The sequence below is a fragment of the Streptomyces sp. NPDC008139 genome, from assembly GCF_042957025.1.
GTDB lineage: Bacteria > Actinomycetota > Actinomycetes > Streptomycetales > Streptomycetaceae > Actinacidiphila.
Map to the genome: position 1 here is coordinate 181,779 of NZ_JBIBHM010000017.1, position 11,704 is coordinate 193,482.

11 protein-coding genes are annotated in these 11,704 nt (G+C 71.0%); 2 read left to right on the plus strand and 9 right to left on the minus strand.

Annotation, left to right across the window (positions count from 1 at the left end):
* Window positions 1-2 precede the first annotated feature (2 nt).
* Window positions 3-1,742: an AMP-binding protein gene (locus tag ACFZBB_RS30685; RefSeq protein WP_391129198.1), complete on the minus strand. Its 1,740-nt coding sequence runs from the start codon at window positions 1,740-1,742 to the stop codon at window positions 3-5.
* A 498-nt stretch (window positions 1,743-2,240) separates the two neighbouring features.
* On the opposite strand from ACFZBB_RS30685, the gene ACFZBB_RS30690 reads away from it, so the two are divergent.
* Complete coding sequence (locus ACFZBB_RS30690) at window positions 2,241-2,975, plus strand: hypothetical protein (RefSeq protein WP_355332681.1); 735 nt, start codon at window positions 2,241-2,243, stop codon at window positions 2,973-2,975.
* 396 nt (window positions 2,976-3,371) lie between these two features.
* On the opposite strand, the gene ACFZBB_RS30695 is transcribed toward ACFZBB_RS30690, so the two are convergent.
* Window positions 3,372-4,109 carry a LysR substrate-binding domain-containing protein gene (locus ACFZBB_RS30695; protein WP_391129201.1) on the minus strand — a complete coding sequence of 246 codons (738 nt, stop codon included), beginning with the start codon at window positions 4,107-4,109 and terminating at the stop codon, window positions 3,372-3,374.
* Window positions 4,100-4,240 (minus strand): LysR family transcriptional regulator, encoded by a 141-nt coding sequence (locus ACFZBB_RS30700; RefSeq protein ID WP_391129204.1) that lies wholly within the window; start codon window positions 4,238-4,240, stop codon window positions 4,100-4,102. The genes ACFZBB_RS30695 and ACFZBB_RS30700 overlap by 10 nt, the downstream gene beginning before the upstream one ends.
* A 137-nt stretch (window positions 4,241-4,377) precedes the next feature.
* Between ACFZBB_RS30700 and ACFZBB_RS30705 the strand changes: the two genes are divergently transcribed.
* Complete coding sequence (locus tag ACFZBB_RS30705) at window positions 4,378-5,697, plus strand: methyltransferase (protein ID WP_391129207.1); 1,320 nt, start codon at window positions 4,378-4,380, stop codon at window positions 5,695-5,697.
* A gap of 11 nt (window positions 5,698-5,708) precedes the next feature.
* On the opposite strand, the gene ACFZBB_RS30710 is transcribed toward ACFZBB_RS30705, so the two are convergent.
* From ACFZBB_RS30710 to ACFZBB_RS30735, 6 genes are all read right to left on the minus strand, one after another.
* Window positions 5,709-6,305 (minus strand): hypothetical protein, encoded by a 597-nt coding sequence (locus tag ACFZBB_RS30710; protein WP_391129209.1) that lies wholly within the window; start codon window positions 6,303-6,305, stop codon window positions 5,709-5,711.
* Window positions 6,306-6,365: 60 nt separating this feature from the next.
* Window positions 6,366-6,572: a hypothetical protein gene (locus ACFZBB_RS30715; RefSeq protein ID WP_391129212.1), complete on the minus strand. Its 207-nt coding sequence runs from the start codon at window positions 6,570-6,572 to the stop codon at window positions 6,366-6,368.
* A 181-nt stretch (window positions 6,573-6,753) separates the two neighbouring features.
* The gene (locus tag ACFZBB_RS30720; protein ID WP_391129214.1) at window positions 6,754-8,511 is read right to left on the minus strand and encodes a thiamine pyrophosphate-dependent enzyme; all 1,758 of its coding nucleotides are present in this window, start codon (window positions 8,509-8,511) and stop codon (window positions 6,754-6,756) included.
* A gap of 96 nt (window positions 8,512-8,607) precedes the next feature.
* Window positions 8,608-10,188: a glutamate synthase-related protein gene (locus ACFZBB_RS30725; protein ID WP_391129217.1), complete on the minus strand. Its 1,581-nt coding sequence runs from the start codon at window positions 10,186-10,188 to the stop codon at window positions 8,608-8,610.
* A 105-nt stretch (window positions 10,189-10,293) separates the two neighbouring features.
* Complete coding sequence (locus tag ACFZBB_RS30730) at window positions 10,294-11,430, minus strand: alcohol dehydrogenase catalytic domain-containing protein (RefSeq protein ID WP_391129220.1); 1,137 nt, start codon at window positions 11,428-11,430, stop codon at window positions 10,294-10,296.
* 80 nt (window positions 11,431-11,510) lie between these two features.
* Window positions 11,511-11,704 (minus strand): hypothetical protein (locus ACFZBB_RS30735; RefSeq protein WP_391129223.1); only part of this gene is annotated, 194 nt, incomplete at its 5' end.

Consider the following 11,704-nt stretch of genomic DNA (forward strand, 5'->3'; position numbering starts at 1 on the left):
GCTCAGCCCGCCGAGGTGACCAGCGGGCCGGCCACGAGGTTGGCCACCTGTTTGTCGAGGTCCTGGTGGACCGCGCCCAGCCGGTTCTCCAGCAGCAGCGCCCGCATCAAAGTGCGCTGGATCTTGCCGCTGGTGGTCTTGCGCACCGTGGCCGGGCGGACCAGCAGCACACTGCAACTGGCCTGGAATTCGCGGCGGACATGGGCGCGTACCTCGGCGCACAGCTCCGCAGGGTCCTGGGCGGCGCCGCGGCGGAACTCCTGCACCAGCACGAGGTGTTCCTCGCCGTCGTCCACGGAGAAGGCCGCTCCGGCGCCGCCGCGGAAGGCCGGGTGCAGGGACTGCACCTCGCGCTCGACGTCGTGCGGGTAGATGTTCCGCCCGTTGATCAGGATCATTTCCTTCAGGCGGCCGGTCACGTAGAGCTGCCCCGCGTCCAGGAGGCCGAGGTCGCCGGTGCGCAGCCAGCCCGGGTCTGAGCCCGCCGCCGACACGATCGCGGCGTCGAAGACCTCGGCGTTGGTGTCGGGACGCTTCCAGTACCCCGACGAGACGCTGGCGCCCTTGACCCAGATCTCGCCGACGCGGCCCTCGGGTTGCTCGCAGCGCTCGTCCGGATCGACGATCTTCACACTGAAGTCGGCCGGGTCGACCACGCCGCTGCCGACCAGGTCGCGGGTGCCGCCGCCCTGCGGTGCGTCGCGCAGCCGCCCCTGCTCCAGCGCGGCCGCGTCCACGGTACGGAAGACGGGGTTCTGGTCCGCTCGCACGCCGGAGATCAGCAGTGTGGTCTCGGCCATGCCGTAGCAGGGGCTGACGGACTCGGGCCGGAAGCCCGCGGGCGCGAAGCGCTCGGTGAACGCGCGCACCGTCTCCGCCCTGATCGGCTCGGCCCCGTTGGAGGCGTGCTGCCACTTGCTCAGGTCCAAGGTCGCCAACTGCTCGTCGGTGACCCGGCGCAGGCACAGGTCGTAGCCGAAGTTGGGGCTGCCGCTCACGGCGACGCCGTACTCGCTGATCATCTGCAACCAGCGCACCGGCCGCATGAGGAAGGAGACCGGGGACATCAGCGCGGTCGAGCCGCCGACGTACAGCGAGTGGAGTATGTGCCCGATCAGGCCCATGTCGTGGTACGCGGGCAGCCAACACCCCATACGGCTGTCCTGGTGGGTGCCGAGGACGTGCTGGATGGCGAGTTGATTGGCCATCAGGTTCCCGTGGGAGACCATCACACCCTTGGGCTCGCTGGTGGAGCCCGAGGTGTACTGGAGGAACGCCAGCGAGTCGGCGGTGAGTTGAGGGCTGGTCCACGCCCGCGCGTCGCCCTGGGCTGGGTCGTCACTGGCCAGGACGGCGACGCCGGTCACGCCCGACTCGCGCAGCCAGGCGCTGACGGCGGGTTCGTTGGCGGAGTCGGTGAGCACCGCGCGGACCTCGGCGTCGCGCACAATGCCCGTGAGCCGGGTGGCCTGGTTGCCCTGGTCGCCGGGCAGCGGCGCCGGGACCGCGACCGAACCCGCGTAGAGGCAGCCGACGAAGGCCGCGACGAAGTCCAGGCCCGAGGGGTAGAGCAGGAGCACTTGTCCTGCGACGGCGCCGCATTCCTGTAACCAGGAGGCGATCCGCTTGGCCTCGGCGTCCAGCGCCGCATAGGTCAGCCGCTGTGCCTCGGCGCCCGGCGTGCTGCCGGGCAGGAAGAAGTACGCGTCCTTGTCCGGCAGTTCAGCGGCATGACGCAGCACAAGCTCGGTGAAATGATTCGGCCTTCGCAAGATCGCCCCCGATCTCAATCTCGCCCACGGCTGAACCTCCAGCCGGCAGCGACCAATAGACGTTGTCGCGATCGGACGGCGCACCCCCGTATCCGGGCGCGGTCGATCGCGGCGACGACACTAAAAATCTATTGCGAATTCACATCGCTCGGCCCGTGGATCCTCGGGAAGCACTGCGCCGAGCTCTGATTCCTACCCCGTGTCATCAGTCAGATCCGTCGTTGAAGACCGACCTATGGCTGACTGGCGGTCGTGACAGTACCAGACGCCCGAGGCACGCGCGCCCGTAACGACCAAGCTCCGAACGGGACTTCGTCCATAATGTGCGGTTACCTGTGGGGTAGTCGGCGTCGGGTCGCGGCGGAAGTGAGGCGTGGGGTTCCGGAGCCGGCAGCCGGGCGGGACATTCGAAGCCCGGCGCCGTAAAACCGGTCGAACGCGCGATCGGCACGCTGTTACGGTCTGTGTGTGGCGAAACTCAATCAGATCATCGCGGTCGAGAAGGGCGTCAAGTCCAAGGCGCAGCAGGAACTGACGACCGCTCATCACGACTTGCAGAAGCCCGCGTTGCTTTCCGGGATCTCGCGGAGCTATCAGCCGAAGGACGAGGAGGGCGAGCAATTGCCGCCCGAGTCCACCCGGGTGCAGGTCAAGGCCGAGAACGTGCTGCGGGACACCGCCGCGGCGCTCACCCGGCTCTTCGACGTGACCGCCACCAAGGACTGGGCCAACTGCGAGGCGCGCGCCGACGTCACGGTCGACGGCCGCACCGTCGTCAGCGACGTGCCCGTGTCGTATCTGCTTTTCCTGGAGAAGCAGCTCACCGACCTCAACACCTTCGTGCGCAAGCTGCCGGTGCTGGACGCGGCCGAGGGCTGGAATCTGGACGCCTCCACGGACGCCTGGAAGACCGAGCCGGTACGGACGATCCGCACCAAGAAGGTCCCGCGCAACCACGTGAAGGCCGAGGCCACCGAGAAGCACCCGGCCCAGGTCGAGGTGTACTACGAGGACGTGGCGGTCGGTTACTGGACCACGGTGAAGTTCTCCGGAGCGCTCCCCGCCCGCCGGGTGAACGAACTGCTGGACCGGGTCGAGAAGTTGCAGCAGGCGGTGAAGTTCGCCCGCGAGGAGGCCAACGGCACGGAGGTCACCGACCGGCGCGTCGGCGAGGCCGTGTTCGGGTTCCTGTTCGCGCAGTGACCCCCTAGATCCCCTCCGCCGGAGCGCGGAGGGTGCGCCAGGAGCGCAAAGCTGAAGCTGAAGTTTGTCGTGAACGACGCGGTTCCAGTGGGGGTTCGAGTCCCTCACCCCGCACCACTCGCGGGGGTAGCCCAAATGGCAGAGGCAGACCGCGATCAATCTCAGACTCTCGCTCCAGACTCAGCAGTCGCCGCCGATCACCGGATCGATCGGCCGCGGGCAAGGTCGTCAGGTGCAGGTTCGAATCCTGTCTGGTCCTCTTTCACGGGCCGGTAGTTCAACGGTAGAACGAGTCGACATCAGATTGACCCGCGGCCTCAAGTGCGCCGGTGTGTGCACGGGGCGGCACTTCGAGGGGCCCGGGGGCTGGACATGCCTCCGGGTCCCGCTCCTTTGTCAGCGCTGACGCCGCCGGTCCGCCGCCGTCTCCGCGAGCACGTCGAGGAAGGCCGCCACCGCGGGCGTACGGTGCAGGTCGCGGCTGGTGGCCGCGTACACCTCGCGCACCGGGATCCGGTCGGTGCGCAGCGGCACCAGCACGACATCGGGGCGGACCGCGCCCACGGCCAGCGACGGCACCAGCGTGACGCCCAACCCCTGTGCCACGAAGCCGAGTTTGGCCAGCCAGTCGCCCATCACCAGGCCAATCCGCGGCCGGAAGCCGGTCCGCAGGCAGGACGCCATCAAGGTGTCCTCGACACGGGTGCTGCCGGCGATCCAGTCCTCGTCCGCCAACTCCGCGAGCCCGACCTCCGCGCGCCCGGCCAGCCGGTGGTCCACCGGCAGCGCCACCATCATGCGGTCGTCGACCAGCGGGAGGAGGTCGCGCCCGTCGAAGACCGGCGCGCCCGTCGTGCTCGCCACCGCCACGTCGAGGTCGCCCGCGAGCAGCCGCGTGCACAGCCCGCGGCTCTGGCCCTCCCGCACGGTCACGGTGACGCGGGGATGGCGGGCGCGGTACGCGGCGAAGGCGCGGGGGAGGAGTGCGGCCTGCGCGGTGGCGAAGGCGCCGACCCGGACCCGGCCCGCCGACAGGTCGTGCAGCGCCGCCAGGTCCCTGCGGGCCGCCGCGAGTCGTCCGAGCACCGCCTCGGCGTGCGGCAGCAGCGTCTCGCCCGCCTCCGTCAGCCGCACCCCGCGCGCGAGCCGGTCGAACAGCGGCGCGCCCCCGTCTCGGCCTCGAGCGCCGAGATCTGCCGCGACACGGCGGACGGCGTGTAGCCCAGCGCCCGGCCCGCGGCGGTGAAGGAGCCGTGCCCCGCCACCTCGGTGAAACCCCCTCGGATGCGGCCCCGAGGGGGGCCTGAAGGGGGCCCCGAGGGGGTGGCCCGACCCCCGTCCGACGCCTGACGGCCACCGGCCGACCGCTCAGCGGTGGCGTAGCGGTTAGCCTGTGAGCACCATGATCCGATTCACGACGCCCTGGGGTGACCTCGACCTCACTCGCTTCCCGCAGGACCCGCGCGACCAACTGCGGGCCTGGGACGCCGCCGACGCGTACGCGCTCCGGCATCTCGCGGACACCCGAGCCGACACGAGAGCCGACGCGCGGGCCGACGCGCGGGCCGACGCGCGGGCCGACGCGCGAGGCGAAACCCGCACCGATCCGCGGGCCGATCCGCCGGGCGACGCCCGCGCCGCTTCCCGTCCCGCCGCGCAGGCGGACGGCGCGGCCGGCGGGCGTCCGGCGGTCGGGTCCGTGGACCTGTCGGGGACCGTCGTGGTGGTCGGTGACCGCTGGGGCGCGCTGACCACCGCGCTGGCCGCGCACCGCCCCACCCAGATCTCGGACTCCTTCCTCGCCCAGGAGGCGACCCGCGCGAATCTGCTGCGGAACGCGCCGGAGGAGGCCGACGGCGTCCGGCTGCTGTCCACCCGCGACACCCCGCCGGACCGCATCGACGTCCTGCTGATCAGGGTCCCCAAGAGCCTCGCGCTGCTGGAGGACCAGCTCCACCGCCTCGCGCCCGCCGTGCACGAGGGCACCGTCGTGGTCGGCACCGGCATGACCACCGAGATCCACACCTCGACGCTCAACCTCTTCGAGCGGATCCTCGGACCGACGCGTACGTCACTGGCCGAGAAGAAGGCGCGGCTGATCTTCTGCGCCCCGGCCGCAGGCCGGACCCGTACCCCCAGCCCCTGGCCGATCGCCTACGCGCTGCCGGACGGCATCGGCGCGGTCTCCGGCCGTACGGTCACCAACCACGCGGGCATCTTCTGCGCGGAACGGCTCGACATCGGCACCCGCTTCCTGCTCCAGCACCTCCCCGTCCGGCACGGCCCGGACCGCGTGGTCGACCTCGGCTGCGGCAACGGCGTCGTCGGTACGGCCGCCGCGCTCGCCAACCCCGACTCCGCCGTGCTGTTCGCCGACGAGTCGCACCAGGCGGTCGCCTCGGCCGAGGCCACCTTCCGCGCCAACGCCGACCCCGGGACCAAGGCGGAGTTCCTGGTCGCCGACGGCCTGACCGGCGTCCCGGCCGAGAGCGCCGACCTCGTACTCCTCAACCCGCCCTTCCACTCCCACCAGGCCACCACCGACATCACGGCCCGCCGGATGTTCACCGCCGCCCGTACCGTCCTGCGCCCCGGCGGCGAACTCTGGGTCATCGGCAACCGCCACCTCGGCTACCACCTCCGCCTGCGCCGCCTCTTCGGCACCTGCGACATCGTCGCCTCCGACCCCAAATTCGTGATCCTCCGCGCCACCAAGTCCTGACCGCTCCGCGCTCAGAACGGCTCGAAGGTCGCCCGCACGGGGCCGATCTCTCCGGCGGCGCGCAGCTCCTCCAGGTCCTCGGGCTCCAGGAATTCCAGCGCCCCCGGATCGAGTCCGTCGTTCTCGTCCACGTCGACGAGTCGGCGCACGAAGTCGAGGACGAACGCGGAGAAGGGGCCGTCGAAGGTCGCGCAGCCCTCCTCGTGGGCCATGGTGACGATCTTCCAGCGGTCCGGGTCGGGGTCGCACGGCAGGAAGAAGTGCTCGTCACCGCTGTAGTCGTAACCCCAGGAGATCAGCCCGCCGGGAGCGGGGTGGAAGGGGTACGGGATGTGCTCGGTGTCGCCGTCGCTCACGGCGCTCTCCCGCCGCGCGGTGAACATCTCGTTCGTCCTGCGCGTGCGGTCCAGCAAGGGGCTCGATCCACGGGGGTGGAAGACGACGAGTTCGCCGGAGACGACTCCGCTGCCGTAGGCGTCGAGGAACGCGGTGAAGTCGCCGGGCAGCGCGGAGCCCACGTACTGCTCGACGTCTCTCCAGCCCTCCGGATCCGGCCGCTGGTACGGGGGTTCGCCCAGCAGGGACCGCAACTCATCCAACGACGACATGCACTGCTCCAAGGCCGGTGCGGCGGTGAGGTGACGCCGCCAACCTAGCGGCGGACGCCGTCAGTCGCTGCCGCTGCCGGACCGGTTCAGGCGTCGGCGCTCCCGCTGGCGCCGGTTGCGCTCGGAACCGCGCACCAGTTCACCGGCGGCGAGGGTCACCGACGCCACCGCGCGCACCCAGCGGGGCCCGCCGCGACTCGCCCACACCACGCACGCGCACCCGCCGCCGACGACCACCAGCACGCCGATCAGCACCAGAGCGATCATGTTCTCCCATCTCCACGTCGGCCGGCCGGAGACGGCCGGGCGACACCTCAAAGATCCCACGCGGGAGGGTACTTGGGCCGACGGCACGGCGGTTCGACGGCACTTACGGCACTTACGGCACACGGTTCGACGGTCTGACGGCTCGATGACCCGACGGCCCGACCGCGCAACGCCGGTGCGCTCAGTGCGAGTTGTCGCCGGAGCTCCGGACGATCTCCTTCACCTTGGCGACGGCGAAGCCCCAGCCCTGCTCGACGGTGGGCTTGGCGGGAACGGCGATCTCGTCCGGGTTGGTGAGGACGTCCAGGAGCACCGGGCCCGGTGCGGCCAGCGCGGTGCGGACGGCGTCGTCCAACTCGTCGGGGTCGGTGACCCGGATACCCGTCAGGCCCAAGGCGGTCGCGACCGCCGCGAAGTCGGGGTTGTCCAGGACGGTGCCGAACTCCGGCAGCCCCGACTGCTCCTGCTCCAGTTTGACCATGCCCAGCCGGCGGTTGTCGAAGACGACGAGGGTGACCGGCAGGTCGTACGTCTTGAGCGTCATGAGGTCGCCGAGCAGCATGCTCAGGCCGCCGTCGCCGCAGAACGCCACGACCTGCCTGCCCCGGTCCAGCATCTGCGCGCCCAGCGCGTGGGGCATGGCGTTGGCCATCGAGCCGAGGTTGTACGAGCCCAGGAGGCGGCGGTCGCCGCGCATCTCCACGAAACGCGACAGCCATACGGTGGCCATGCCCGTATCGGAGGTGAACACCGCGTCGTCGGCGGCGTGGCGGTCGACCGCCACGGCGAGCGCCTCGGGACGGATGCCGTGCTCGCGGTTGTCCAGGGCGGAGCGGACGCGGCCGATCAGTCCCTTGTCGTGACCGGGGGCCGCCAGCCGGGCCTGCCCCTCCCGCCAGGACGCGAAGCGCTCCACGGCCTGGTCCAGGTGCTTGCGGTCACGGGCCTTCGCCGACGCGGACGGCGCCGCGTCCAACTGGACCAGCAGGTCCCGTACGGTCGCGCCGACCTCGCCGACGAGGCCGATCTCGACCGGGACGCGGCGGCCGATGTGGGTGGGCTCGGTGTCGACCTGGACCACGGTGCGGCCCTCGGGATACCAGTCGCGGTAAGGGAAGTCGGTGCCCAGCAGCAGAAGGGTGTCGGCGTCCTGGAGAGCGGAGGCCGCCGCGGGGTTGCCGATCAGACCGGTCTGTCCGACCTGGAACGGGTTGTCGCCCTCGAAGCCCTCCTTGGCCTTCAGCGTGAGCACCATCGGCGCCGCCAGCCGGTCGGCGAGGGCCATGACCTGGTCGCGGGCGCCCCGGGCGCCGCGGCCGACCAGCAGGGTGACGCGCCCGGCCCGGTCCAGCAGATCGGCGGCGGCGCGGACGGCGTCCTCGTCCGGCCGGGTGGTGGGCGTGGTGAGCGAGAAACGGGCCGGCCGGTCCGTGGACAGTTCCTTCTCCCCGATGTCGCCGGGGACCGACAGCACGGCGACGCCCTTGCGTCCCAGGGCGGTGCGGACCGCGGTCTCCAGCAGCAGCGGCATCTGCTCCGGTGAGGTGACGGTGGCCCGGAAGACCGCCACATCGCTGAAGAGCGCGTCGTTGTCGACCTCCTGGAAGTAGTCGCTGCCCAGCTCGGACAGCGGCACTTGACCGGCGATGGCCAGCACCGGGGTGTGGCTCTTGGCCGCGTCGTACAGGCCGTTGAGCAGGTGCACCGAGCCGGGGCCGACCGTGCCCATGCAGACGCCGAGGCCGCCGGTGAGCTGGGACTGCGCGCTCGCGGCGAAGGCGGCCGCCTCCTCGTGCCGACAGCCCACCCACTCCACGCCGTCCGTGGTGCGGATCGCGTCGGTCAGGGGGTTGAGGGCGTCGCCGACGACGCCGAAGACCTGGCGTACGTTCAGTTCGGCCAGGGCGTCCACGATGACGCGGGCAACGGTACGGGCCATGATTCCTCCAGCTCAGACGGTGTGGCGGTGCGGCGCGGTGCGGCGCGGTGCGGTGCACGCGGTGCGGACGGCGCCCGGTGCGCACAGCGGGACGGCTCAGACGGTGAAGCGGTCGGGGTCGGCGGCGGCCCAGTCCGCGGCCCACGAGGCGGGCGGTTCGGCGAGCAACTGACCGGGAGCCAGCCACTCGTACAGGTCGTCATAGGAGCGGACCGTGTAGGGGTCGACACGCTGACGCAGCATGTGCGGGCGAAGCTGCGCCGGATCGGTGACGCCCATCGACGCCATGATCTGAAGGGCGCTGGCGACGGTGGACTCCTGAAGCCTGCGCACCCGGACGGACTTGTCGCCGACGTCCAGGGCGCGGGCGCGCCGCGGGTCCTGGGTCGTGACGCCGACGGGGCAGGTGTTGGTGTGGCAGCGCTGCGCCTGGATGCACCCGACGGCGAACATCATGGCGCGGGCGGCGTTGCCGTAGTCCGCGCCCTGGACCATGCGCTTGACGAGGTCGCTGCCGGTGGCGATCTTGCCGCTCGCGCCGATCCTGACCCGGTCCCGCAGACCGGCGCCGACCAGGGCGTTGTGCACGGTGGTCAGGCCCTCGGTGAGCGGAGTGCCGACGTGATCGGCGAATTCCAGCGGCGCCGCGCCGGTACCGCCCTCGGCGCCGTCCACGATGATGAAATCCGGCGCGGTGCCCTCCTCGACCATCGCCTTGCAGACGGCCAGGAACTGGCGGCGCGAACCGACGCACAGCTTGAAGCCCGCGGGTTTGCCCCCCGACAGCTCCCGCATCCTGGCGATGAACCGGATCAGCTCACGGGGCGTGTCGAAGACCCGGTGGTACGGCGGCGACACGACGGTCTCGCCCTGCGGGACGTCCCGCACCCGGGCGATCTCGGCGTTGACCTTGGCCCCTGGCAGGACGCCGCCGATACCGGGCTTGGCGCCCTGCGACAGCTTCAGCGACACGCACTTGACGCTGTCCTGGGCGGCCTTGTCGGCGAACTCCCCGGCGTCGAAGTCGCCGTCGTCGGTGCGGCAGCCGAAGTAGCCGGTGCCGATCTCCCAGACCAGGTCGCCGCCGTGCCGCAGGTGGTACTCCGACAGGCCCCCTTCACCGGTGTCGTGCGCGAAACCACCGTCCGCCGCGCCCTTGTTGAGCGCCAGGACCGCCTGGGCCGACAGCGAGCCGAAACTCATCGCCGACACGTTCAGCAGCGCCATGTCGTACGGCTTGGCGCAGTCGGGACCGCCGATCCGCACCCGCGGCGGATCGTCCGGTACGGGCCGCGGGGCCATCGACGGCACCAGGAACTCGTGGCCTGAGCGGTAGACGTCGAGTTCGGTGCCGTACGGCTCCTCGGCCGCGGTGCCCTTGGCACGTTCGTAGACGATGCTGCGGGTGTCGCGGTCGAAGGGGCGGCCGTCGAAATTCCGCTCGATGAAGTACTGCTGGAGCTCTGGGCGGATCTTCTCCAGCAGGTAGCGGGCATGGCCGATCACCGGGTAGTTGCGCAGCACGGAGTGGCGGCGCTGCGTCAGGTCGTACAGGCCGAGCAGCCCCAGCAGGGCCAGGACGGTCGCGGCCGTCCACCACCAGGGGCCGACCGCCACGGCGGCAACCGCCGCCGCGACGGCCACGAGCAGGGTCAGGGCCACCGCACCGGTTCTCATCACGTCGGGCTCCTTGCCCGCCCCGGTCCCTCCATGCCGCCCGCCGGGTCAAGCTCCGGTCATCCCCGGCCCATGGTCGCGTCGGCCCGCCTTCGCGGCCTCGGGTCAGGGGTGGAGCAGGACCTTCGTCCAGCCGTCGTCGCGCTTGTCGAAGTGCCGGTAGGCGTCGGGGGCTTCGTCCAGCGGGAGTTCGTGGGAGACCAGGAAGGACGGGTCGGCCCGGCCGGTGACGATCAGATCGCGCAGGGCGCGGTTGTAGCGCAGGACGGGGCACTGGCCGGTGCCCATGTGCTGGCCCTTGGTGAAGAAGGTGCCGTAGTCGAAGGCGATCCGGCCGTGCTTGGCGCCCTCCTCGGCTGCTTCCGGGTCCTCGGGCATGTAGACGCCGACCACGCCGATGCCGCCGGTGGTGCGGACGGCCTTGACCAGGTTGTCCAGGACGAGTTCGGGGTGCTCCTGGCCGGACGGGTCGTGTGCCTGGTAGCCGACGGCTTCGACGCCGCAGTCCGTGCCGCGCCCGTGGGTGGCGTCCAGGATCTGCTCCACGGGGTCGGCCTCGGAGAAGTCGACGGGGGTGGCGCCGATGGACTCGGCCAGGGCCAGGCGGTCGGCTTGCCGGTCGACGACGAAGACCTGGGACGCGCCGCGGATCAGGGCGCTGTGCGCGGCGAGCAGTCCGACGGGTCCCGCGCCGAAGACGGCGACGCTGTCCCCGGCGCGCTGGCCGGCGAGTTCGGTGCCGTGCCAGCCGGTGGGGAAGATGTCGGAGAGCATCGTGAACTTGGCCTCGTCCTCGTCACCCTCGGGCAGTTCGAGCAGGTTGAAGTCGGCGTACGGCACGCGGAGCAGTTCGGCCTGGCCGCCGTCGTACGGGCCCATGTTGGCGTAGCCGTACGCGGCGCCGTCCATGCCCTCGGTGGGGTTGACGCGCTGGCAGAAGGCGGTCCAGCCGTACATGCAGTTGCGACAGCTTCCGCAGGCGATGTTGAACGGCACCGACACCCGGTCGCCGGGCTTGATCCGGGTCACTGCGGGCCCGGTGTCCTCGACGATGCCCATGTTCTCGTGGCCGAGGATCTTGCCCCGCTCGACGGTCGTGCGGCCCTCGTACATGTGCAGGTCGGAGCCGCAGATGTTGGTGGTGGTGATCCGGACCAGCGCGTCGTTGGGCTGCTCGATCCGCGCGTCCGGCGCATCCTCGACGGAGACGTCGTAAGGGCCGTTGTAGACCAGCGCTTTCATGTCGTCGTTCCTTTCGGGAGCGGTCGAAACGGAACAATCACCCACAGAAGTGACGATTCCCTACTGTCCGCGTACCCGCGTCACATGATTGACACGTGTGACGGGCGCCCGAGAGCGGGAAACTTTCCGCGACCGCGTCGTGACGCCACGCGTACGCCGGCCCGGTCGCCGGTCATCGGGGTGTGCAGATAGACGGTGTCCATCAGGGTGCCGTCGACGTCGAACAGCACCGCTCCGCCGGCGTGCCGCCCCGCGCTGCCGGCGGCCTTTGAAT

Excerpts from the sequence above, each read along its gene's own strand:
- ACFZBB_RS30730 (WP_391129220.1), bottom strand. The coding sequence starts at position 11,430 with ATGAAAGCGCTGGTCTACAACGGCCCTTACGACGTCTCCGTCGAGGAT.
- ACFZBB_RS30725 (WP_391129217.1), bottom strand. The coding sequence starts at position 10,188 with ATGAGAACCGGTGCGGTGGCCCTGACCCTGCTCGTGGCCGTCGCGGCG.
- ACFZBB_RS30705 (WP_391129207.1), top strand. The coding sequence starts at position 4,378 with ATGATCCGATTCACGACGCCCTGGGGTGACCTCGACCTCACTCGCTTC.
- ACFZBB_RS30720 (WP_391129214.1), bottom strand. The coding sequence starts at position 8,511 with ATGGCCCGTACCGTTGCCCGCGTCATCGTGGACGCCCTGGCCGAACTG.
- ACFZBB_RS30715 (WP_391129212.1), bottom strand. The coding sequence starts at position 6,572 with ATGATCGCTCTGGTGCTGATCGGCGTGCTGGTGGTCGTCGGCGGCGGG.
- ACFZBB_RS30710 (WP_391129209.1), bottom strand. The coding sequence starts at position 6,305 with ATGTCGTCGTTGGATGAGTTGCGGTCCCTGCTGGGCGAACCCCCGTAC.